Annotated in this window: 17 protein-coding genes; 7 read left to right on the top strand and 10 right to left on the bottom strand. The window is 68.6% G+C overall.

Annotated elements, in window-relative coordinates:
- Window positions 1–23 precede the first annotated feature (23 nt).
- The 3 genes from ACH4UM_RS25870 (at window position 24) to ACH4UM_RS25860 (ending at window position 4423) form a co-directional block, all read left to right on the top strand.
- On the top strand, window positions 24–761 hold the full coding sequence (locus ACH4UM_RS25870; protein WP_398184058.1) for an SDR family oxidoreductase: 738 nt from the start codon (window positions 24–26) through the stop codon (window positions 759–761).
- Window positions 762–846: 85 nt separating this feature from the next.
- Window positions 847–1746 (top strand): SDR family oxidoreductase, encoded by a 900-nt coding sequence (locus ACH4UM_RS25865; protein WP_398183785.1) that lies wholly within the window; start codon window positions 847–849, stop codon window positions 1744–1746.
- Window positions 1747–2035: 289 nt separating this feature from the next.
- Window positions 2036–4423, top strand: coding sequence for a SpoIIE family protein phosphatase (locus ACH4UM_RS25860; protein WP_398183782.1), 2388 nt, complete (start codon window positions 2036–2038; stop codon window positions 4421–4423).
- A 233-nt stretch (window positions 4424–4656) separates the two neighbouring features.
- On the opposite strand, the gene ACH4UM_RS25855 is transcribed toward ACH4UM_RS25860, so the two are convergent.
- Window positions 4657–5496, bottom strand: a complete 840-nt coding sequence (locus ACH4UM_RS25855; RefSeq protein ID WP_398183780.1) for a fumarylacetoacetate hydrolase family protein — start codon at window positions 5494–5496, stop codon at window positions 4657–4659.
- Window positions 5497–5637: 141 nt separating this feature from the next.
- Between ACH4UM_RS25855 and ACH4UM_RS25850 the strand changes: the two genes are divergently transcribed.
- Window positions 5638–6132, top strand: coding sequence for a VOC family protein (locus tag ACH4UM_RS25850; protein ID WP_398183777.1), 495 nt, complete (start codon window positions 5638–5640; stop codon window positions 6130–6132).
- Window positions 6133–6221: 89 nt separating this feature from the next.
- Here the strand turns inward: ACH4UM_RS25850 and ACH4UM_RS25845 are convergent, their stop codons facing one another.
- The 8 genes from ACH4UM_RS25845 to ACH4UM_RS25810 form a co-directional block, all read right to left on the bottom strand.
- The gene (locus tag ACH4UM_RS25845; RefSeq protein WP_398183774.1) at window positions 6222–7688 is read right to left on the bottom strand and encodes an aldehyde dehydrogenase family protein; all 1467 of its coding nucleotides are present in this window, start codon (window positions 7686–7688) and stop codon (window positions 6222–6224) included.
- Between the two features lie 19 nt (window positions 7689–7707).
- Complete coding sequence (locus ACH4UM_RS25840) at window positions 7708–8823, bottom strand: NAD(P)-dependent alcohol dehydrogenase (protein ID WP_398183771.1); 1116 nt, start codon at window positions 8821–8823, stop codon at window positions 7708–7710.
- A 29-nt stretch (window positions 8824–8852) separates the two neighbouring features.
- Window positions 8853–10526, bottom strand: coding sequence for a bifunctional 3-(3-hydroxy-phenyl)propionate/3-hydroxycinnamic acid hydroxylase (locus tag ACH4UM_RS25835; protein WP_398183768.1), 1674 nt, complete (start codon window positions 10524–10526; stop codon window positions 8853–8855).
- Entirely contained in the window at window positions 10523–11512 is a 990-nt protein-coding gene (locus ACH4UM_RS25830; RefSeq protein ID WP_398183767.1) for an amidohydrolase family protein, read from the bottom strand. The genes ACH4UM_RS25835 and ACH4UM_RS25830 overlap by 4 nt, the downstream gene beginning before the upstream one ends.
- Before the next feature lie 28 nt (window positions 11513–11540).
- Window positions 11541–12449 (bottom strand): MBL fold metallo-hydrolase, encoded by a 909-nt coding sequence (locus ACH4UM_RS25825; RefSeq protein WP_398183764.1) that lies wholly within the window; start codon window positions 12447–12449, stop codon window positions 11541–11543.
- 67 nt (window positions 12450–12516) lie between these two features.
- The gene (locus ACH4UM_RS25820) at window positions 12517–13902 is read right to left on the bottom strand and encodes an MFS transporter (protein WP_398183761.1); all 1386 of its coding nucleotides are present in this window, start codon (window positions 13900–13902) and stop codon (window positions 12517–12519) included.
- Between the two features lie 612 nt (window positions 13903–14514).
- Window positions 14515–15309 (bottom strand): IclR family transcriptional regulator, encoded by a 795-nt coding sequence (locus ACH4UM_RS25815; RefSeq protein ID WP_398183757.1) that lies wholly within the window; start codon window positions 15307–15309, stop codon window positions 14515–14517.
- 157 nt (window positions 15310–15466) lie between these two features.
- Window positions 15467–16741 carry an MFS transporter gene (locus ACH4UM_RS25810; protein WP_398183754.1) on the bottom strand — a complete coding sequence of 425 codons (1275 nt, stop codon included), beginning with the start codon at window positions 16739–16741 and terminating at the stop codon, window positions 15467–15469.
- Window positions 16742–17473: 732 nt separating this feature from the next.
- Here ACH4UM_RS25810 and ACH4UM_RS25805 point away from each other — a divergent pair.
- Both ACH4UM_RS25805 and ACH4UM_RS25800 read left to right on the top strand, forming a co-directional pair.
- Window positions 17474–19000 carry a histidine kinase gene (locus tag ACH4UM_RS25805; RefSeq protein WP_398183751.1) on the top strand — a complete coding sequence of 509 codons (1527 nt, stop codon included), beginning with the start codon at window positions 17474–17476 and terminating at the stop codon, window positions 18998–19000.
- Window positions 18997–19668 carry a response regulator gene (locus ACH4UM_RS25800; RefSeq protein WP_398183748.1) on the top strand — a complete coding sequence of 224 codons (672 nt, stop codon included), beginning with the start codon at window positions 18997–18999 and terminating at the stop codon, window positions 19666–19668. The genes ACH4UM_RS25805 and ACH4UM_RS25800 overlap by 4 nt, the downstream gene beginning before the upstream one ends.
- A gap of 65 nt (window positions 19669–19733) precedes the next feature.
- Here the strand turns inward: ACH4UM_RS25800 and ACH4UM_RS25795 are convergent, their stop codons facing one another.
- Window positions 19734–20153 (bottom strand): MarR family winged helix-turn-helix transcriptional regulator, encoded by a 420-nt coding sequence (locus ACH4UM_RS25795; protein WP_398183745.1) that lies wholly within the window; start codon window positions 20151–20153, stop codon window positions 19734–19736.
- Window positions 20154–20269: 116 nt separating this feature from the next.
- On the opposite strand from ACH4UM_RS25795, the gene ACH4UM_RS25790 reads away from it, so the two are divergent.
- Window positions 20270–21253, top strand: coding sequence for an aldo/keto reductase (locus ACH4UM_RS25790; protein WP_398183742.1), 984 nt, complete (start codon window positions 20270–20272; stop codon window positions 21251–21253).
- The last annotated feature ends 81 nt before the right edge of the window (window positions 21254–21334 follow it).

The raw sequence follows: 21334 nt of genomic DNA, 5'->3' as shown, positions 1-21334 counted from the left end.
TGACTCATCGAAGGACAGGCATGATGAACAGCAACACCACACGCGTTGCCCTGGTCACCGGCGGCTCCGGCGGCATCGGCAGGGCGGTCGCAGAGCGCCTGGGCCGGACCGGCACAGCCATAGGCGTGCACTACGCGGGCAACAAGGCCAAGGCGGACGAGACCGTTGCCGCGATCTCCCGCGCCGGAGGCAGGGCCATCGCGGTGGGGGGCGACATCGCCGACGAGCACGCGATGTCCGCCGCATTCGAGGCAGTGGAGCGGGAGTTCGGCGGCATAGACGTCGTCGTCAACACGGCCGGCATCATGCTGCTCTCCCCCATCGCGACACTCGACCTCGACGACCTCGACCGGATGCACCGCACCAACATCCGCGGCACCTTCGTGGTCTCCCAGCAGGCGGCACGGCGGGTGCGCGACGGTGGCGCGATCATCAACTTCTCCACCTCGGTCACCCGCCTGCGGTTTCCGACCTACGGCGCCTACGCGGCGAGCAAGGGTGCCGTCGAGGCGATGACTCCGGTACTCGCCCGCGAACTGCGCGGAAGGAACATCACCGTCAACGCCGTGGCCCCCGGCCCCACGGCCACACCACTGTTCCTCGAGGGCAAGGACCGGACCACGATCGACAACCTGTCCAAGGCCGCGCCGCTCGAGCGCCTGGGAACGCCGGAGGACATCGCCGAAACGGTCGCCTTCCTCGCCGGCCCGGCCCGCTGGATCAACGGCCAGATCCTCTACGCCAACGGTGGCCTGGCCTGACCCCCGCGCCATCCCACTCGGCACTCATCAGCGGCACGGCACCGGCCCGGACGCCGGCCGGCCACCTCGCCAGAGAGAAGAAGTCATGAGCAACATCGTCGTGATCACGGGCGCCTCCAGCGGTTTCGGCGCCCTCACCGCCCGCGCCCTGGCGGACGCCGGCAACACCGTCTATGCGGGCATGCGCCAGACAGCCACCCGCAACGCACCCCAGGTCGAGGCCGCCTGCGCCTACAGCAAGGAACACGGCGTCGACCTGCGCTCCATCGAGCTCGACGTCACCTCGCAGGAGTCCGTCGACGCCGCCATCAGCCAGGTCTTCGCCGACCACGGCCGTATCGACGTCCTCATCCACAACGCCGGTCACATGGTCACCGGCCCCACCGAGGCCTTCACGCCCGAGCAGCTTGCCGACCTGTACGACGTGAACGTCCTGTCCACGCAGCGCGTCAACCGGGCCGCCCTGCCCCACCTGCGCAACGCAGGCCGAGGTCTGGTGATCTGGGTGTCCAGCACGAGCGTCAAGGGCGGAACTCCGCCGTACCTCGCGCCGTATTTCGCGGCCAAGGCCGCCATGGACTCCCTCGCCGTCAGCTACGCGGCCGAGCTGGCCCGCTGGGGCATCGAGACGTCCATCGTGGTTCCCGGAGCCTTCACCAGTGGCACCAACCACTTCACCCACTCCGGTCGCCCGGCCGACACGGAGACGGAAGCCGAGTACGAGACCAAGTACACCGGTCTGATGACCCAGGTCGCCGAGAAACTGGCGGCGCTGGCGCCCGAGGACGCGGACGCCTCTCTGGTCTCCGACGAGATTGCCCGCATCGTCGGGCTTCCCGCGGGGCAGCGCCCGTACCGGGTCACCATCGACCCGGCCAACGACGGCTCCGAAGAGGTCTCGGACGTCGCCGACCGCATCCGCCGCGAGTTCCTCACCCGCGTCGGCCTCGCCGATCTCCTCACCGTGCACCCGGCGAAGGACTGACAGTCCCCTTCCCAGGCGTGGGGCGGCCGGGCACTCCCCCGGCCGCCCCACGCCTTCTTCCACCAGCCGTCTGCTCCCCGGGCACAGTCTTGAGCGCGGGTGGGACACAACGGGTGCACCACCCGGTTGTGCCGGAAGGAGCCGGCGCCGGCCGATGAAGACCCAGCAGACCCTGCGACCGGACAGGATTCGCGGATTGCCCGGATACGTGTCGACATAAGGCAAATATGTAATTCTTACTGAAGCGCAGGAAAGGCTTGCCGACATGCAGGAAGAGCAAGGTGGCCACATGGGTGCGCCCGACTCCGACGGGATGATTCCAGGGCTGCCGGGAGTGCCACTGGATGGCTCCGCAGCCGTCGCTCTGGTCGACAGGGACGGGCGCGTCACCTGCTGGAGCGACGGAGCGCAGAAGGAGTTCGGATACGCTCCGGGCGAGGTCATAGGCAGACCTGTCGCCGATCTGTTCACGGCCCCCGGCCGCAGCGCCTCGCTCAGGCACCGCGACGGACAGCCGCTGGCAGCGGTCGGCCGGATATGTCCGCTGGTGGGTGGTGAGCACGAGGCGGGCTTCCTCGTGGCGGCCGAACCGTGCCAGGAGGCGAAGGCGCCGGACGGCACGTCGGCCATGGAATGGGCGTTTCAGCAGAGTCCGACCCTGCTGTCGGTCTTCGACAAGGACGGCAGGCTGATCCAGCTCAACGACGCCGCGGCAAGAACACTCGGCCGTCCGGCAGCCGGCATCCTCGGCAAGCGCATGACGGAATTCCTTCACGGCCCCGAGTACGAGGACGCCCAGCGACGGATCGAGCGGGTGGCAACCACCGGAAGGCCTGATTACGCGGAGTTCCCCCTGAACATACCTGGCCAGCCGTGGGCGCACGACTGGGCCATCAACATATTCCCGCTGAGGGACTCGGCGGGACGCGTACAGGCCGTGAGCATGGTTGTCCGGGACTATTCGGAGGTGCAGGGTTCCCGGGAACGGCTGGCGCTGCTGGGCGAGGCCAGAACCCGCATCGGGCAGAGTCTGGACGTATCGGGCGCTGCTCGAGAACTGGCAGATGTCGCCGTCCCTCGCTTCGCCGACCTGATCGTCGTCGATCTGCTGGAAGCCGTGTTCCGGGGAGACCAGCCCGCGCCGGTCCTGCGTGGTCCCGCCGTGCTGCGCCGAGCGGCTCAGCGGTCCGTGTACGACGAGGAGGCCGAGCCCTGTCCGGCCACCGGAGTACCGCCGGCAGTCCCGGAGTCCTCGCCCCTCACCCGATGCCTGGTCACGGGACGGGCGGAACTCTACGACCCCGTCCCACCGGCACTCGTACGACAGCTCACCGCGGGACTTCCGCATGCCGGTCAGGCCCACGGGGACAAGCCGCACTCTGCGATCGCGGCACCGATCCGGGCCCGGGGCACCGTCCTCGGTGTCACGCTCCTGCTCCGCGACCCTGTGGCCCGGCAGGCCTTCACCCCGGATGACCTGGCCGTCGTGGAGGACCTGATGGCCAGGGTTGCGATCTGTGTGGACAACGCCCGTCGCTACACCCGCGAACGGGGCGTCGCGTTGACCCTGCAGCGCAGCTTGCTGCCCCAGGGACCTACCCTGCACAGTGCCGTGGACACGGCTGCTCGGTATCTGCCCGCGGGTGACGTTGTCGGGGCCGGCGGTGACTGGTTCGACGTGATCCCCCTGCCCGGCGCGCGGGTCGGCCTTGTCGTAGGCGACGTCGTCGGCCACGGTGTCCATGCCTCGGCCACCATGGGCCGCCTGCGCACCGCGGTGCGTACCCTGGCCGACATCGATCTGCCGCCCGATGAGCTTCTCACCCATCTCGACGACATCGTCACCCATTCCAGCCGCGACCGGAACGAAACGAGCGACGGCACCGATGAGATCCCCGGGGACATCGGAGCCAGTTGCCTGTACGCCGTATACGATCCGGTCTCACGCGTTTGCTCCCTGTCCCGGGCCGGCCACCCCGCGCCGATCCTGGTCTCCCCCGACGGGACCGCCCGGATCGTCGACCTGCCCGCCGGCCCACCGCTCGGCCTGGGCAGCCTGCCCTTCGAAGCCACGGACCTGACGTTGCCCGACGGCAGCATGCTGGCGCTGTTCACCGACGGCCTGGTCGAATCCCGTCGCCACGACCTCGACGACCGCCTTGCCCAGCTGTGCGGCGCTCTTTGCCGGCCTGTTGCGTCGCTCGAGACCGTCTGCGACAGCGTGCTGGAGACCCTGCACCTCGAACCCCAGGGCGACGACATAGCCCTGCTGCTCGCGCGTACACGAGCCCTGGACCAGGACCAAGTGGCCTCCTGGGATCTGACGAGTGATCCGGCAGTCGTGGCCGAGGCGCGCCGGAGTGCCTGCCGTCAGCTCACCGAATGGGGGCTGGAGGATGCCGCGTTCGTCACCGAGTTGGTGGTCAGCGAACTGGTGACCAATGCGATCCGCTACGCGACGGGCCCCATCCGGCTGCGCCTGATCAAGGATCAGTCCTCTCTGATCTGCGAGGTCTCCGACGGTGCCAGCACCACCCCTCATATGCGCCGGGCCCGGCTGTCCGACGAGGGCGGCCGGGGTCTTCTCCTCGTCGCGCAGCTCACCGAACGCTGGGGCACCCGCCATACGTCCACCGGCAAGACCATCTGGACGGAGCAGTCTCTGACCAACGCATGAGGCCGGAGAACACAAGGCCGCGTCCGATCCAGCCGGCCGGCCGGCCATGCGCGGCCGGCCCCTTGCCCCACTCCCATGACGCCTGTGCACGATGTCCCGCTCCGTCACGGAGAAGGGATCGCGGTCCGCCGGCCTGTCGGCCGGCGGACCGGGCGAGTACCGCAACTTCCCGACTTCCCGGCGGCGAAGCCGAGCATGTCGTGCCGATGTGCAGGCGCCGGCGACGCGCCGGCTCAGCCGATGCGTTCCTCGACACACGCATTTCGCAGTTCGCCGATGCCTTCGATGGTGGTGCGCAGCACCTGGCCGGGCCTCAGGAAGACCTTGGGCGTGCGGCCGGCGCCGACGCCGCCGGGGGTGCCGGTGGCGATCAGATCGCCCGGCAGCAAAGTGATGATGTCGCTCACGTAGGAGACGATGTCGGCGACGCCGAAGAGCAGGTCGGACGTGCGCGAGCGCTGCATCACCTCGCCGTCGACCTCGCAGCGGATTTCACAGTCGGGTTCTCCCCCACCGAACTCGTCGGGGGTGACCAGGACGGGGCCCACCGGCGTCGTCGCCTCGAACGTCTTCCCTCCCAGGAACTCCCGGGTGCGGTGCTGGTAGTCCCGGACGGTCACGTCGTTGACCACCGTGTAGCCGGCAACGTGGTCGAGCGCCTTCTCCTTCGGTACGTGACGCGCCGTGCGGCCGATGACGAAGCCGAGCTCTGCCTCCCAGTCGACCTGGTCACTGACGGTCGGCAGGGTCACCTCGTCGTAGGCACCGATGAGTGAGCCGTCGTACTTCGCGAACAGTGTCGGGTAGCCGGGCAGGTCCCGTCCCATCTCCCGGATGTGCGTCTCGTAGTTGAGCCCCAGGCAGACGATCTTGTTCGGGTGCGGCACCAGCGGGGCGTGGATCTCGTCACCGACAGCAATGCGCTCCCCCGTCTCCCGTTCCGCCCTGGCCCGCCAGTCCTCTCCGCTACTCAGCAGGGCGCCCAAGTCACCGTAGGGCAGCAGGACGTACTCGTCGCCCTCCTGGCGAGCCGCACGCGTTTGTGTCAGGTGTCGAACCGTTGCCAGCCTCATCGACGTCCGCCTTCTTTCCTCCGCCATGCCGTGCAACCGGCCTGCACTCGTTGACCGCTGCCGCATGAACTCCTAGGGTGTCTTGTATTGCAGGATAGCATTCCTGTTAACCAGGACAACATGCTCTTCAAGGAGGATCGCATGGCGATCGCGAAACTGGGCCATACCGGACTCTGGGTGTACGACCTCCCCCGGATGAGGGACTTCTACGAGCGCGTGATGGGGCTGACCGTCACGGACGAGGACGAAGGGCTGGAGATCGTCTTCTTCAGCGCCCGCCCGGCCGAGGAGCACCACGAGTTCGTGCTGCAGACGGGCCGGACGGCTGCGATCGGGGACAAGCAGCAGCACCAGATCTCCTGGCGCGTGGAGTCCCTCGACGACATCCTGGCCTTCCACAAGCGGTTCCGGGAGGAGGGCGTGGACGTGCAGCAGGAGGTGACCCATGGCAATGCCTTCGGGATCTACTTCTTCGACCCCGAGGGGAACCGCAATGAGGTGTACCTGCGCATCGAGCGGGACGTGCGTCAGCCGTTCCGCAAGACCCTGAACCTCGACCAGCCACGCGAGGAGATCTACGCCGAAGCCGAGCGGCTGCTCGCGGACGACGGTGCCGCCTACCAGCCGGTCCAGTAGCCCTCTGCGGCAATGTGCGGCCGGGCCCCGGACCGATCGGTCCGGGGCCCGGCCGCACTGGCTGCTCCGCCAGGAGCGGGGCACAGGCGTCAAAGGCGCGGAGCGTGGTGCACGACGTGCTTGATCTCCTGGAACTCCTCCAGACCGCGGATGCCGTTCAGACGTCCGACACCGCTCTGTTTGAACCCACCCTCCTCCATCTGGTCGTGGATGACTCCCCAGTTGTTGATCCAGACGGTGCCCGCGTCGATCTCCCGCCCCACCCGCAGCGGGCGGTCCACGTCCCTGGTCCAGACGGAAGCCGCGAGACCGTATTCGGTCGCGTTGGCCCTGGCGACGCCTTCGGCCTCGTCTTCAAAGACTTCCAGCGACGCGACAGGACCGAAGACCTCCTCCTGAACGATAGGAGCATGCACGTCGTGCACCTCCACGAGGCTGGGGCGCACGAAGGCGTCCCGGGCCTCGTCGCCACGATGCAGCAGGCCGCCGCGCACCAAGATCTCGCCGTAGCGCGACGCGTCCTCCACGAAGGCGTCGATGCGCACGGCGTTGGCCCGGTCGATCACGGGTCCCATCCCGCTGTCCGGGTCGTCTCCCGGGCCCACGCCCACTGCTTGCAGTGCCGCGACGAAGCGGGTTCGGAATTCGTCGGCGATACCTCGTTGGACCAGGATCCGGCTGCCCGCCATGCAGAACTGGCCGGCGAAGGTGGTCACGGCCGCGGTCAGCACCGGCACGGCCACCTCGAGATCCGCGTCGTCGAAGACGAGCATGGGGCTCTTGCCGCCCAGCTCCAGAGAGACGGGCTTGAGGTGGCGGGCGGCCTCCGCCATGATCTGCTTGCCCACGCGTGTGCTGCCCGTATAGCTGATGACGTCGACGCCGGCATCGGCGACCAGGATCGGTGCACCGTCGTTGCCCGACTCGGTGAAGGCGTTGACGATCCCGGCGGGCAGGGCATCGGTGCCTGCGATGATTTCGTACAGAAGACCGTTCGTCAGGGCCGTCTGAGCGGGCATCTTCATGACGACGGAACAGCCCGCGGCCAGCGCCGGGGCGAAGGAGCGGACCGCCAGAATCAGCGGCGAGTTCCACGGCACGATCACCCCCGCCACACCGCTGGGCTGACGCAGCGTCATGGAGTACATGCCGGGCTTGACCTCGGCGGACCGGCCCGAGTCGGTGAGGGCGAGGGCCGCGTTGTAGCGGAGTTTGGGAATCGTCGAGTCGACCTCCATGGCGGCGTCGGCCCGTTTCTTGCCGTTCTCCAGTGTCAGCATGTCGACCAGGTCGTCGCGCCGTTCCTCCATGCGGTCCGCCATCTGGTTCAGCGCCCTGGCCCGCAGCTCCCGGTCACGGGGCCACTCGGTGCCGAGGAAGGCGCTGCGCGCGGCTGCGATGGCGGCCCGCGCTTCAGCTGCTCCCCCGTCGGCGTAGGTGCCGATGACCGCTCCGTTCGCCGGGTTCAATGACACTCCGCCCGGCTGTCCGTCCGCCCAGGCGCCGCCGATCAGGTTCCGGGCGTGCGGGCGTGCGGACGCTGTGTCCGTGTTCACGATGGTTCCTCCGAGCGGATCAGTCCGCGAAACGAATGACGGGTTTGAGCGTGCGCCCGGATCGGGCGTCTGCGACGGCGTCGTCGATCTGCTCGGGGGTGTAGAACCGCACGAGCTTGTCGTAGGGAAGGCGGCCACGCCGGTGAAGGTCCAGCAGCGCCGGGACGAAGGTGACCCGGTCGCTGCCGCCTTCGGTGACTCCCCGGATCGTCCGGCCGTCGATCAGGGCGTTGATGTCGAACGACGCCCGGCTGCCGGCCGCGGGCGCGCCGATGACCGCGACCGTGCCATTGGAGGCAATGGCGGCGATCGCCTGTTCCAGCACGGCGGGTACGCCAGTGGTCTCCACCGCCTGCGTCACCCCGGTCTCCCCGCACAACTGCGCCAACCGCTTGAGAGGGTCTTCGTCCGCACTGTTGATCGCATCACTGGCCCCCAGTTCCAGGGCGAGCTCCAGCCGGGCCGGCACGATGTCGACGGCGACGATGCGAGATGCGCCCGTCAGCCGTGCCGCCATGACAGCGGACAGGCCGACGGCGCCGGCGCCGAAGACCGCCACGGTGTCGCCCGGTGCGGGCTTGAGAACATTGAGGATGGCTCCGGCACCGGTCTGGACACCGCAGCCGATCGGCGCGAGCAGTGGCAGTTCCTGGTCGTCGGCCGTCACGCGGACCACGCTGCGTTCACTGACCACCGCGTGGTGGGCCAGGGCGGACTGTCCGAAGAACTGGCCGCCCAGCGGTGTGCCGTCCGCGCCGTGGATGGGCGTACTGCCGTCCTCTCGGGTACCGCTGAAATTGCGCAGGAAGAAGGTGCTGCACTGGGTCGGCCGTCCGCGCCGGCAGCCGGCGCAGTGGCCACAGGATGTGAAGGTGAGCAGCACTTGGTCGCCCGGCTGAGCGGCTGTCACCCGTGATCCCACGGCCTCGACCACGCCGACGCCCTCGTGTCCCAGGACGGCGGGAAGTGCGGTGGGCAGCTTTCCGGCCAGGACCGAGAGGTCGGTGTGGCAGAGGCCGGCCCCGGCCAGTCGGACAAGGAGCTCGTCCGGCCTGGGATCCTCAAGATGGACCGTCTCCCAGGAGAAGGTGTCCGCACCGGGACGGGCGACAGCGGCAGTGGTGGTCGTGGGCATCGGTTCTCCTTGAGCCTCGGGTGAGCACGTCAGGCCTTGTCGGCCGGCACGGCGGTACGGCTGCTGCCGGCGGCGCGGGGCACTGGTTCCGCCCGTGCCATGAGTGCCGCCAGGTGCCCGCCCACCGACCCGGCCTGGTCGGGGAGGAAGGCGGCTGCGATGTAGCGGTCCGGTTTGACCAGCACGAAGCGGCCGCGCATTCCTCCCGTCGCTGCTTCCAGCTGACCGTCCGCGTCCGCGACGGCCTGGCGGCCGGTTTCGGGCCTGGGCATCCGGTCGCCCAGGGCGACATCGACCATGCGGATGGGGTTCGGGAGGTCCTGCCAGGCCCGGTGGGCCGTCAGCCGCTGCCATGCTGCCGCGTCGACGTCGATCCCGAGCAGGGCCAGGCCGTCGCCCAGGACGACGTCAAGCAACTCCGGTCTCAGGGAGGGCGCCACCAGAACGCGGGGCTGGGGAAGCTGGGCCCCCACCATCGGGTCGTTCCCCGTACGGATGATCACTCCGTCGGTGTGCGTGGCCGACGGCCGGAAGCGCATCTCCGACAGATAGCGGCGCCCGCCCGGCAGGCGCAGGAGCGCACGGACCGCCATGTCCCGCACGAACGCCCGGGTCCGGCTGGTCGTCATGACGATCTCGCCCAGCTGCTCGGAGAAGCGCACCGTGTGCGTCGCGTGGGGCCTGCGCTCGACTTCGTAGGTGTCCAGGAGCCGCTCCGCGGCCCGGCCGTGCCACACCTCACTGATCTTCCAGGCAAGATTCGCGGCGTCGCGTACACCGGAGTTGAGGCCCTGCCCGGCAAAGGGCGGCATCATGTGAGCCGCGTCGCCCAGCAGGAAGCACCGGCCGTCCCGCCAGCGGTCGGCGAGCACGGCATTGAAGGTGTAGGCCGTACTTCGCTCGACCTGGTCCTCGGTGATGTCGCGGTACGGGGCCACCAGACGGCGGATGGTCTCGAAGGCCGGTTTGGTACCCGCTTCCCCCTCTCCGGGGTGCAGCAGGAATTCGTACCGGCAACGGCCGCTGCGGCCGGGAACGACGACGGTGGGCCGGCCGGGGGTTCCGTAGTGCATGCCGTACCGCTCGTCGTGCGGGTCGCCGGCCGTGTCGACCACGAGCCACGTGTGGCCGTGGCTGGTTCCCGTCATGCCGATGCCCTTGGCCTGGCGAATGGTGCTGCGGCCGCCGTCACAGCCGAGGACCCAGCCAGCCAGGATCCGGGTGCTGTCGTCGGCTCCCGCGGTGCGCAGCGTTGCCAGGGCCCCATCGGCTGTTTCGGTCAGGGAGAGCAGCTCGGTGCCGAACCGGACATCGGCTTGCGGTCGTTCACGCAGGGCCTTGACCAGCACCTGTTCCAGCTCCGGTTGGGCGAACTGGTTCTTGAACGGGAAGCCCAGGCGGTAGGCGCCGGGGCCACGAGCGTGGACCAGGGGCCGCCCGTGGCGGTCGTAGTAGAGAGTCCCGGTACCCGGGACGACGATGTCGAGCACCCGGCCCGCCAGGTCGGCGGCCTGCAGGGTGCGGAGGGACTCGTCGTCCAGGCTGATGGCCTTGGCCTCGTCGCTGGTGGTCGAGTTCCGTTCCACCAGCACGACCGACACCCCCCGCGCCGCGAGGAGGTTGGCCATGGTCAGCCCGACCGGACCGCCTCCGACGACGAGCACCGGCAACTGCTCGGCTGCCGCTTCGGCGTGCGACGTCACGGGCCGACCACCGCCCCCGGCGCGGAGTCGGGACGGCCGAAGCGTGGGAAGAGCCGGGCTGCGTTGAGCCGGTACACGTCGTCGCGGAGTTCCTGGCTCATCACGGGGGTGTCGTCCAGGCGCTCGGCCAGCTCGGCGCAGGCTCCCGCCGGCGTGAACGGCCAGTCACTGCCGTAGAGGACGTTGGCGGGATCGGCGACCTGCAGCAGAGCTCCGAGAAGCTCGGGAACCGGTGCCCCCGCCACATCGAAGTACAGGCCGCGCAGGGCCTCGCGGACGCTGGGCGGCTTGGCTCCGCCGGGCGCTGTCAGCAGCGGCAGGAGCAGTTCGATCCGATTCGCCAGGACCGGCAGCGCCGCACCGGCGTGTGGCACGATCACCCGCATTCCGGGGTACCGCTCGAGGGCGCCGGAGAGGACCATGTTGGTGAGCGAACGGGTCGTTTCGAACATGAACTCCAGCATGGGACGCGGATATCCCAGGGAGTGATCGGTGTCGCACGACGGCGAGGTCGGGTGGATGAACAGCACTGCCCCTCGCCGGTGCAGCTCGGCGTAGATCTCCTCGAATCGGCTGTCGCCCTGGTAGACACCGTGGTGGTGGGTCTGCATCACGACACCGTCCGCGTGCAGCACGTCCAGGGCGTGGCGCAGCTCGGCCACGGAGGAGTCCACATCGGGAGCGGGCAGGGAGGCGAAGAAGCCGAACCGGCCCGGATACGCCGCGGCCAGACGCGCCCCTTCCTCGTTCACGGCGCGGGCCAGTCCGGCGGCCTGGTGTGCGTCTCCGAAGTGGATACCCGGCGAGGAGATGGACAGGATCTGGGAGACGATGCCCAGATCGTCCATCACCTTGATTGCCTGGTTCTCGTTCCACTCAGGAATGGCCTTGATGCCGTCGGGCCGGGTGTGGCCCGCGCTCGCGAGGGCGTCACGGTAGAAGTCCGGAATGAAGTGGGCGTGCACATCGGTGCGCGGGCTGGGCATCGTTTCTCCTCGGGAATGGTGTCTGCGCTCAGTTCTGGCTGCCCGCGTCGGGCACCCAGGTGTATTCCTCGCCGTCCCGGTCGAGGTGTCCGCGCCCTGGGAAGGGGAAGTGGTAGGCGAAGACAGTGAGGTCCTCGCTCACGGCCTGGTCGTAGATGCGGACACGCTGCCGGGTGGCCGCGGGGCGGTCGTAGTCGAAGAGGAATCCCCACTCGGGGCGCTTCAGAAGGAGCACCTGGTGGTGGCAGAGATCTCCCCAGCAGATCATCGTCCGGCCGGCGCTCGTGATGCGGTAGACAAGATGACCGGGGCTGTGGCCCGGGGTGGCGACGGCGGTGATGCCGGGCACCAGTTCGGTACCGTCGGAGAGGAAGCGCAGCCGGTCCTTGTAAGGCATCAGGTTCTTGTGGGCGCCGCGGAAGTGGTCCTTCATGTGTTCGTTCGGCGCGGTCCCGACACGCGACAGGTCGGTCCAGTAGGCGAAATCGGCCTCGCTCAGTGCCACCTGGGCGTTGGGGTAGAGCAGTTGGTCGTCGTCATCCACGAGGCCCCAGCAGTGGTCGGGGTGGGTGTGGGTGATGGCGACGATGTCGATGTCGGCCGGGTCGATGCCGGCCGCGCGCATCCGCGGGATCGCCTGGCCGGTCTGAGAGCCGAAGGTGGCTCGGCCCAGCGCGGCGTTGATGCCGACTCCGGTGTCGAACAGGACGAGTTGCTCGCCGGTGTTGACGATGAGCAGGTTCTGGTCGAGCGTAACCTGGTCGGCCGGGAGGCCGTGACTGCCGAGAAGCGCGTCGATCTCGCCGGGATCGGCATCGGGGAAGGTCCCACGGGCGGGACCGAGGTGCAGGGGTCCGTCCGAAACCACGGTGCACTCGAAGTGGCCATGGGTGAAGCGGGTCCAGCCGTCCTGTGGACCGCCCTGGGTGCCGGTCATGGTCATGCTCCAGTTCTTCGAAGGGATCGGGGACCGCGGCGGAGCGGATACTCCGCCGGGGGACGGCTTACGCGTCGCGTCTCGTGGTGATCGCGAAGGTGGTCATCACCGCCGTGCACAGGGCGGCGGACACGGCATAGAGGAGAAAGACGCTGTAGGGGCCCAGGCCCGCTTGCAGCAGAAGCCCTGCGGCGATCGGGCCGAGGGCGCCGACGTAGGACGAGCTGTTGGCCCACCCCAGGGCGGTGCCTCGCATGTGCGCTGGGAACAAGTTGCTTGCCGCAGCGTTGATCAGGTTCATCGTAGTGTGCGCTCCGGCTCCCATGAGGGCGATGCACACGACCAGGAACGGCAGGGACCGTATTCCGAGCATGACTCCGAGCAGGCCGGTGAGCGTGCAGGCAGCCGTCACCGCACCGACCTTGGCGGCGCCCCAGAGATCGGCCCACCAAGAGGTCAGGAGCGAGCCGACGATGGCTCCGCCGGTCAGGGTCATCGAGAACATCAGCGCCGAGGTGAGGGGGTAGTCGAGTCGGCTCATGATCTCGGTGAGCCAGATGTTCAGCCCGAACCAGGTGAACATGTTCGGTATCGCTGCGGCTGCGATCAGTACCGCGATGAGCAGCCCCCGCCCCGTGAACATTTCGCGGAACGTTGACCTGGTACGCGCTGCTGCGGCCGTCTCGGGCACGTTCCCCGGACGGAGGGTGAGCGTGGCCAGGAGGATGACCAGGGTCAGCGCCGAGCCGATGAAGAACATCGCTCTCCAGCCGAGCCGCGGCAGGACCGCCATGCCGATGAAGGCTGTGAGCACACCGCCGAGTGGGATGCCGGCCATGGTGACGTTGACGACCAGGCTGGAACGGTTTCGCGGGGCGTGGTCCCTGGCAAGCGCGAGTGCCGATGTCACCGCCCCTCCGACACCCAGCCCGGCGAGCAACCGGGCAAGGCCAAGAGTCAGGGCCGACTGTGAAAGGCCGGAGGCCACCCCACCGAGCATGAACAGAGTCACCGACGCCACGAGTGCGGGCTTGCGGCCCATGCGGTCTCCCACCACGCCCGCCCCGAAGGCGCCGACGAGCATGCCCGCGTACACGACGCTGCCGATGACGCCGGCGATGTCGGGCTGGATGTCCATGTGGGCGTCGGCCAGCAGCAGCGGCACGACTGAGCCGTACACGATCAGGCTGTAGCCCTCCATCACCGTGACGAGGGCGCAAATCGTGATGACGAAGGCGGATGAGGAGGTGTGCCGGCTCTTCGAACCGGATGGTGCGGTCAGAACTTCAGGGGGTGTCGCCATGGTGCGCTCCGTGAAGTCGGAGGGAGAAGGCGGCGCAACGCGCGGGCCGCCGGCGGATTGCAGCCAGATTAGTTCCTGTTTCTCAGGAGTCAATACCTGAAAAGCAGGACATGCTCGATGGATGCGCCCGGCTTCTCCGACCGGTGCCACCGAGCACCGCGCAGCGGGACTGCCGGATCACTGGACGCAGAGGGGCACCGGAAAGGAAAGCGCAGGCCAGCGTGGCGCTCCTGGGTCGGGAAGCCTCGGGTACGCCGCCATCACGGCGAGGAGGAATGGGCGCACACCCGCCCTGCGCGGCGAGACGTCCAGTCCCAGGCAGTGGGCGAGGCGGGGTTTCCCGGATACGAGCCGGCCCGCGTTGGACGAAGCAGCGCTCGTCGTCATCCGCGCGTGTGATCGCCGTTGCAGGGCCCAGCCGTCACATCGCAAGGCCCAGCCGTCCCGGCGTGTCCGGCAGGCAGGGGGAACCTGGGCGGGCACATCTTTGACGGTGGCCTCGCCGAGGGCAAACCGGGCCGGCGAATCCTGCCCGTCCGCAGCGTGGGCTCAGCGCCCCGCGCACGCCGCGCCGTCGCCGACTGCGCGCAGCCACGGATTCATGGTTCGGGCAGGCAGGCCCCATGAGGGTGCCGACGGAGTTGTGCACCCGTGCACCTGGAGGAGCACCACTGAAGAAGCTCGATGGGCAATACCGGCGATGATCAGTGAGTCATCGAAGCCGGCGGACCGCAACGGCGGACCGCCGGCGTCTGCCTGTCATCAGCCCTCGACGAGGACGATCCGTTCACTGATCTCTCGAGCGGCTCCACAAACGCGATCGATGATTTCCTGCTCACGCTCCCGGCTGACCCGTGAGGCGACGGCCGCCACGCTCACGGCAGCTATCACTCTGTCCGCTCCGTCACGGACCGGAGCCGCTATGCCGAGCACATCGCGATCCAGCTCGGCCCGGGACAACGAGTAGCCCTTCTGGCGGATATCACGGAGCCTGTCCATCAGCGCGTCGACATCAGTCAGTGTCGCGGACGTGAAACTGCGCAGGTCAGAGGTCTCAAGGAGGTTCCGCGCCTCATCCGGATCGGTCCAGGCCAAAAGGACGAGGGCCGAGGCACCCGCGTTGACCGGCAGCACGCTTCCGCGATCGTAGGAGATACGCACGGGGCGGCTGAGTGATTCCGCACGGTCCACACAGACAACCAGGCCACCCGTACGCCGGGTGAGCAGAACCGTCTCCTCCACCGCATCGGCCAGTTGAGCCATCACGGGTGCGGCGATCTCCGACAACCCGTAGGCCTTGCGCGCCACCCGAGCCAGTTCCATGACCCGCAGGCCCAGCCGGAAACCCCCGCCGGGCGCCTCTTCCAGGAAGCGGTTGGTCACCAGGCTCTGCAGATAGCGGTACGCCGTGGAGCGCGCGACCCCCAGTTTGGTCGCAACCTCGCTCCCCGAAACCACGGGCAGGTCCTCACTGAACATGGAGAGGATGTCCAGGGCCCGATCGGCCGTGGAATTGCGCTCACGGTATGAGCTCGTCCCCGCTGTACGTCCTGACATGCGAGATAGCATACTTGTATTCCCGGACTCCCACGGCAGACCCTCGGCCCTGCAGTGCGTCGGCGGACCGGAACCACGGCAGCACTCCCCGCACCGATCAGGCCGGTTCGCCCGTCGGGCGAACCGGCCGTTGCGAGCGGCAGTGACACGAAAGGCGTCAGGCTGCTTTGAGCCTCTTGGACCGTCGTCGCCCGCGGGGAACCAAGAAGATGACGACCGCACCGATCAGGGCCGGCGTGACGAGGGGAAAGAAGCCCGCCTTGGGGTCGGAGTTCACTGCGGTCAGGACGGTCAGGAAACTGGGGCCTATGAGAGACCCGAAACGGCCGACTCCGAGGATCATGCCGAGGGCTGTGCCGCGTACTTCGTACGAGTAGTAACGGGCCACGTAGGAGTCGATGACGTTCTGCGCGCCCATGATCCCCGCCCCGGCCAGAGCCGCCGTCTCCAGGAGAGCGAGGTGACCCTCAACGGCGGTCAGGGCACGCAGCCCCGTCATGCTGCACAGAAACAGGACAGCGACGCACGACTTGACGGGAATCCAGTCGGCGGCCATGGAAAAGAGCAACGTGCCGACGACAGCTCCGCAGTTGAACGCGATGACGACTTCGAGGGTGGAACTCACGTCGTAGCCCTGTTCGGTCATCAGGGTCGGCAGCCAGGAACTCGTCCCGTAGATCAGCAGCATCCCGATGAAGGACGCGATGCAGAACAGAACGCTGGCCAACAGCCATCCGGGTTCGAAGAGCGCCCACCACTCCCTGGAGACCACCGGCGCGTCCCGGCGCGTGGCCCGGTCCGGGAGAGAGGCCTCCGCAGGCACGTCGACCGGAATCAGACTCCAGTAGACCGGCACCAGCAGGATGGGCAGGACACCAATCAGGAACATCCACCGGAAGTCCACACCGGTCAGGAAGGCTCGGCCGCCGCTCGCCGCCGCCACACCGCCGAGCGGGATGGCCGACAGGGCGAAGCCGCAGTACAGCGAGCGCCGCCGCACCCGTGCCCAGTCCACGACGAGGGCACAGACCAGTGGGCACAGAGCGCCCAGGCCGATACCGAGGAGGAAACGGCTGAGGCCGAAAACCAGGAGGCTGGAGGCGAGGCCGCTCAACAGCATGCAGCCGGATATCCACCCGACGCAGATGACGATGGGGGTCCTGCGGCCGTGGACGTCGCTCTGCGGACCAGCCACGAAGGCGCCGATCATCTCGCCCAGCGCAGTGACACTGCCCAGCATGCCCAAGGTGCCGGGCGTGACATGCCAGCTGGGGTGGCTCAGCAGCGAGGGCGCGACGGTCTGCAGCGCGTAGAGGTCATAGCCGTAGGCGAAGAAGACGAAGGTGCCCAGGAGCAGGACAGCGCGGGCCCTCCAACGGCTCGGCGCGATCACATCGCCTCCGTCATGGGCATACGTTACGGATGTTGTCATGTTGACCTTCTGGTTCGGGCTAACGGGCGGCGTCCAGGGCCGTGGGTCAACCACCCGTCGAAGCGCTGAGTGCCGAGGTTGGACAGCAGACGCCGTGCCCGCTCAGCGCGCGTGCCGGGGAGGACGGTGGAAACGGCGCTTCGCTCCCGGTCCGGCCGGTCAGCGGATGCTGGGACGCCTGCGCGAGGTGGGCTCGGTGCGCGCGTCGCCGGAGCCTGTGATCGGGCGAGCTCGCTGCCACCCACCCGAGCCCCTTCGGGCAGGACGGCGGGTTCGGCGAAATCGCCGACGGCCGCGGCGCACGACCCGCTTCAGCTCAGGGCGCGCCGATCAGCCGCCTCGAGTCGGGCTATCGCCATGTGCCGCAGCCACGGGGACCAACGACATCCGGTCCGGTCCGCGTCGCCTCGTACGGCTCGGGGCCGGAGCGCTCTCTGCTCAGCTGCTCGACGTCCTCCGGACCACTGGCGTGTACGAGGGGGTGCATCTCCGCACGGATTCGCCAACCGCATGGGAAGCCTTTCAGGGTGGGAGGGGGAACCGCAGGTCGCGCAGCGTGAGCGTCACGTACCTGCCGTGACGCGAAGTCTCCGGCCTGACGGCTGCCCTGCGCATCTGACGTCCGACGCCACTGGCATGGGTGGACCTGGCCAGGTTGCATTGCCGTGCGGGCGACTTCGGACAGGACATTTGCCCTATGCGAATTGCACGAACATGGGGCACGCTTCGATCGTGTCCCTGGAGAACATGGGTCTTGCGTTACTTGCCGAACTGGTCGAGAGCGCCGCGGAGGGAATCGCCGTACTCAGTACCGACGGCGAACGCATTCAGCACGTCAACCGGGCCGGCTGCCGCATTCTGGGCCGCCGGCTCGACGAACTGCGTGCCCTGCCGACGACCGGCATCCCGCTGCCCTTGGCCGGCACCGAGCCTGACGTCACGACCGTCGTTGCCGTCGGCGACCAGGAGATCGAGTGCGTCCGCACGTCGGTATCGACCCCGTCGAGCCGCGTACGCGTGATCCGGTTCCGCGACGTGACCGACTCTCGACGTCAGGAGCGCCGGCTGAAGGCCTTCAGCCGGGTCTCGGCGAGTATCGCCTTCGCCGAGTCGCTCACCACGGAACTGGATTCCCTGGCACGGGACGTACGGCACGCGTCAGGCATGGAAGCGTGCACTTTCCTGCTCATGGACGAGCACGGCGGCTTGCGTCGGGTGGGCGCCAGTGGTGACTACCCGGGCGCTGCCGACTACGCGGACCGGCTCAACGCCTGCCGGGCGCTGGGTGCTCCGCTGCTGTCGGCCAGGGTCTTCGAGACCGGCGAACCGGTGGTCGTCGACGGATGGCGAGAACTCACCCTCACTGACGACCGCTTCGCGCCACTGCACGGGATAAGCCACCGGCAGAGCTGGCACACCATAGCGGTACTGCCGCTCATCGCGCGCGGCAGTACGGTCGGGGTGTTCAACGGCTTCTATCTCAGGGGCAGTCAGCCATCCGAGTCCGACCTGGCGTTTTTGTCTGCCATCGGCGACCAGGCCGCCGTCGCCGTGGACAACGCCCGGATGCTGCTCCAACTGGAGGCGAAGGCCGCCCTGGAGGAGAGGCACCGGCTGGCCCGCGACCTGCACGACTCGGTGAGCCAGGCACTGTTCTCGATGACCTTGCGCAGCCGGGCGGTGCAGCTGCTGGCCGAACAGGCATCGCCTCCCGTGCCGGCGGTTGCGGCCGGCCTCGCCGAACTGCGTGACCTCGTCCGGGCGGCACTGGCGGAGATGCGGGCGCTGATTTTCCAGCTCCGCCCCGAGGCACTGCACGAAGAGGGGCTGGTCTCCGCCGTCAGGAGGCATGCCGCGGCCATGGAGACCCGGCACCACCTGCCCGTCGTCGTGGAGAGCCCCGAGCACCCGTTGCCGCTGACCCCGCAGCAGGAGACCGATCTCTTCCGCGTGGTCAGCGAGGCGATGATCAATGCAGTGAAGCACGCCGAGGCCCGGCGGCTCGACGTTCACATCCGGTGCCAGGGCGCGGACGGACGAGACCTGCTCATCGAAGTCCGCGACGACGGCAAGGGCTTCAACCCTGACACGCCCCGTCCCGGCCATCTGGGACTGGTCTCCATGTCCGAGCGGATCACGCAGCTGGGTGGCACATTCTCGGTCGTCTCGGCACCGGGGCGGCCGACCACGGTACGGGCCGAAGTGCCAGGGGCGCTGCGGCCCGCGGACAGCGGGACGAGGGAAGGAGCGGCGCGATGAGCGGGCAGCCGGAACCGGAGCCGATCAGGGTACTGGTGGTGGACGACCACTCCGTCGTACGGCAGGGGATGCGGGCTTTCCTGTCCATGCAGTCCGACATGGAGGTGGTCGCGGAGGCCGGGGATGCCCTGGCCGCACTCGACTTCCTCACCGAGGCCGCGCTGCGAGGCCTCCTACCGCACGTGGTTCTCATGGATCTGGTGATGCCGAACCTCGACGGGGCTGCCGGCATCGAGGCGATCAAGAAGATCCACCCCGGCGTCGAAGTGGTGGCGATGACGAGCTTCGGCGAGACGGAGCGGGTGCGTGCCGCCCTGGCCGCCGGCGCATCCGGATATCTGCTCAAGGACGCCGAGGCGGACGAGGTGGCGACCGCGATCCGGGCCGCCACGGCCGGCGAGATCCACCTGGACACCGCCGTGGCCCGGAAGGTCACCAGCGTGCTGACCGGTGCGTCCGGTGGTGCGTCGTCCCTCAGCCGGCGTGAGCGTGAGGTGCTCGTGCTGGTCGCCGACGGCTGCAGCAACCGAGAGATCGCGGAGGCCTTGACGATCAGCGAACGAACGGCACGCACCCATGTGAGCAACATCCTCCTCAAGATCGGGGTTGCCTCCCGGACGCAGGCGGCGCTGTGGGCGATCCGCCAGGGCCTGGCGCCTGCTCCCTGAGTCTGCCGCCGCGCCACCCGTGGCACGGCGGCAGATTCGGCGAGCGGCCTCGATTCTCGACCGCCCTACGATCCGGCCATCAGCGCCAGCAGATCGCGAAGGTCACGTCGCTGTTCCTCGGCCAGGGCGGCGAGCGGATCGAGGGCGAAGCGCAGCCGGGCCCGCAGGTCCGCGGCCGCGGTGCGGCCCGCGGCCGTCGGGGCGAGGAGCTTGACGCGTCGGTCGCCCGGATCCGAGTGCCGTTCGACCAGGCCGCGGGCCTGGAGGCGGTCAATGACCCCGGTGAGGTTCGACGGTTCGGCTCCGAGGCGCTCAGCGACTCGCCGCATGGGCAATTCGCCCTCGTCCAGCGCGAGCAGCGCCTTCACCTGCTGCTTCGTGAGGCCGTGGTGGGCCGCGGCAGCTTCGTACTCCCGGGTGTACCGGTCGGTGATCTTCGCAAAGAGGACTATCACCTCGGAAGACAGGGGGTCATCGGCACTCATCACGAAGCCACCCTAAGTTCTGTTACAGACAACCACAAGAATTGACAATGATGGTTATGCATCATAACTTCTAGGGGTGGTCGGCACACGGCCGGCCCCCGACCAAAGGAATCCCCATGGAGCAGCGCACTCTGGGCACCGCCGGCCCGGCCGTGTTTCCCGTCGGCCTCGGCCTGATGGGCATGTCCCCGATCTACGGAACCACCGATGACGCACAGTCCGTCGCCACCATCCACCGCGCGCTCGACCTCGGGGTGAACCTCCTGGACACCGCGGACATCTACGGTGGCGGCCACAACGAGCAGCTCCTGGGCCGGGCACTGACGGGGCGTCGCCGCGACGACGTGGTCGTCGCCACGAAATTCGGCTCCCGTCTCCACGAAGGCAGCTTCTTCGTGGACTCGACCCCCGAGTACGCACGCCAGGCCGTCGACGCCTCGCTCGCACGCCTCGGCCTGGACCACATCGACCTCTACTACCTCCACCGCCGCGACCCCGGGGTGCCCATCGAGGACACCGTCGGCGCTCTGGCCGAACTGGTCCGCGCGGGCAAGATACGCCACATCGGGCTGTCCGAGGTGAGCGCTGACACCCTTCGGCGCGCCCACGCCGTGCATCCCGTCGCCGCCCTTCAGACCGAGTACTCCCTGTGGGAGCGGGGCGTGGAGGCCGAAATCCTGCCCGCCGCGCGTGACCTCGGCATCGCTCTCGTCCCCTACTCCCCCGTGGGCCGTGGTTTCCTCTCCGGCGCAATCACCGACATCGACTCCCTGGCCCCCGACGACTATCGTCGCCATGACCCCCGCTTCCAGGGCGATCACCTGCGCGCCAATCTCCGCCTGGCCGACCGGGTTCGCCAACTGGCTGCCGAAGTCGGCATCACGCCCACCCAGCTTGCGCTGGCATGGCTGCTGCACCAGGGCGACGACATCGTTCCCATCCCCGGCACCAAGCGGATCGGCTACCTCGAGGAGAACACCGCCGCAGCATCCGTCCGGCTGGACGAACGCCTGCTCACGGCGCTGGAAGAGGCCCTCCCGCCCGGCGCCGCCAGCGGCCCCCGCTACCCCGAGCAGCTGATGAGCCGCATCAACAACTGAGCCGTCCGTGCCCCTCGGCGTGGAGCGATGCCCCACGCCCACGCCCACGCCCAGGGCGCGATCGCTACCCGCCTCTCGGCA

Source organism: Streptomyces sp. NPDC020801 (assembly GCF_044334385.1).
GTDB lineage: Bacteria > Actinomycetota > Actinomycetes > Streptomycetales > Streptomycetaceae > Streptomyces.
This window is presented reverse-complemented; position numbering and strand designations above follow the sequence as displayed.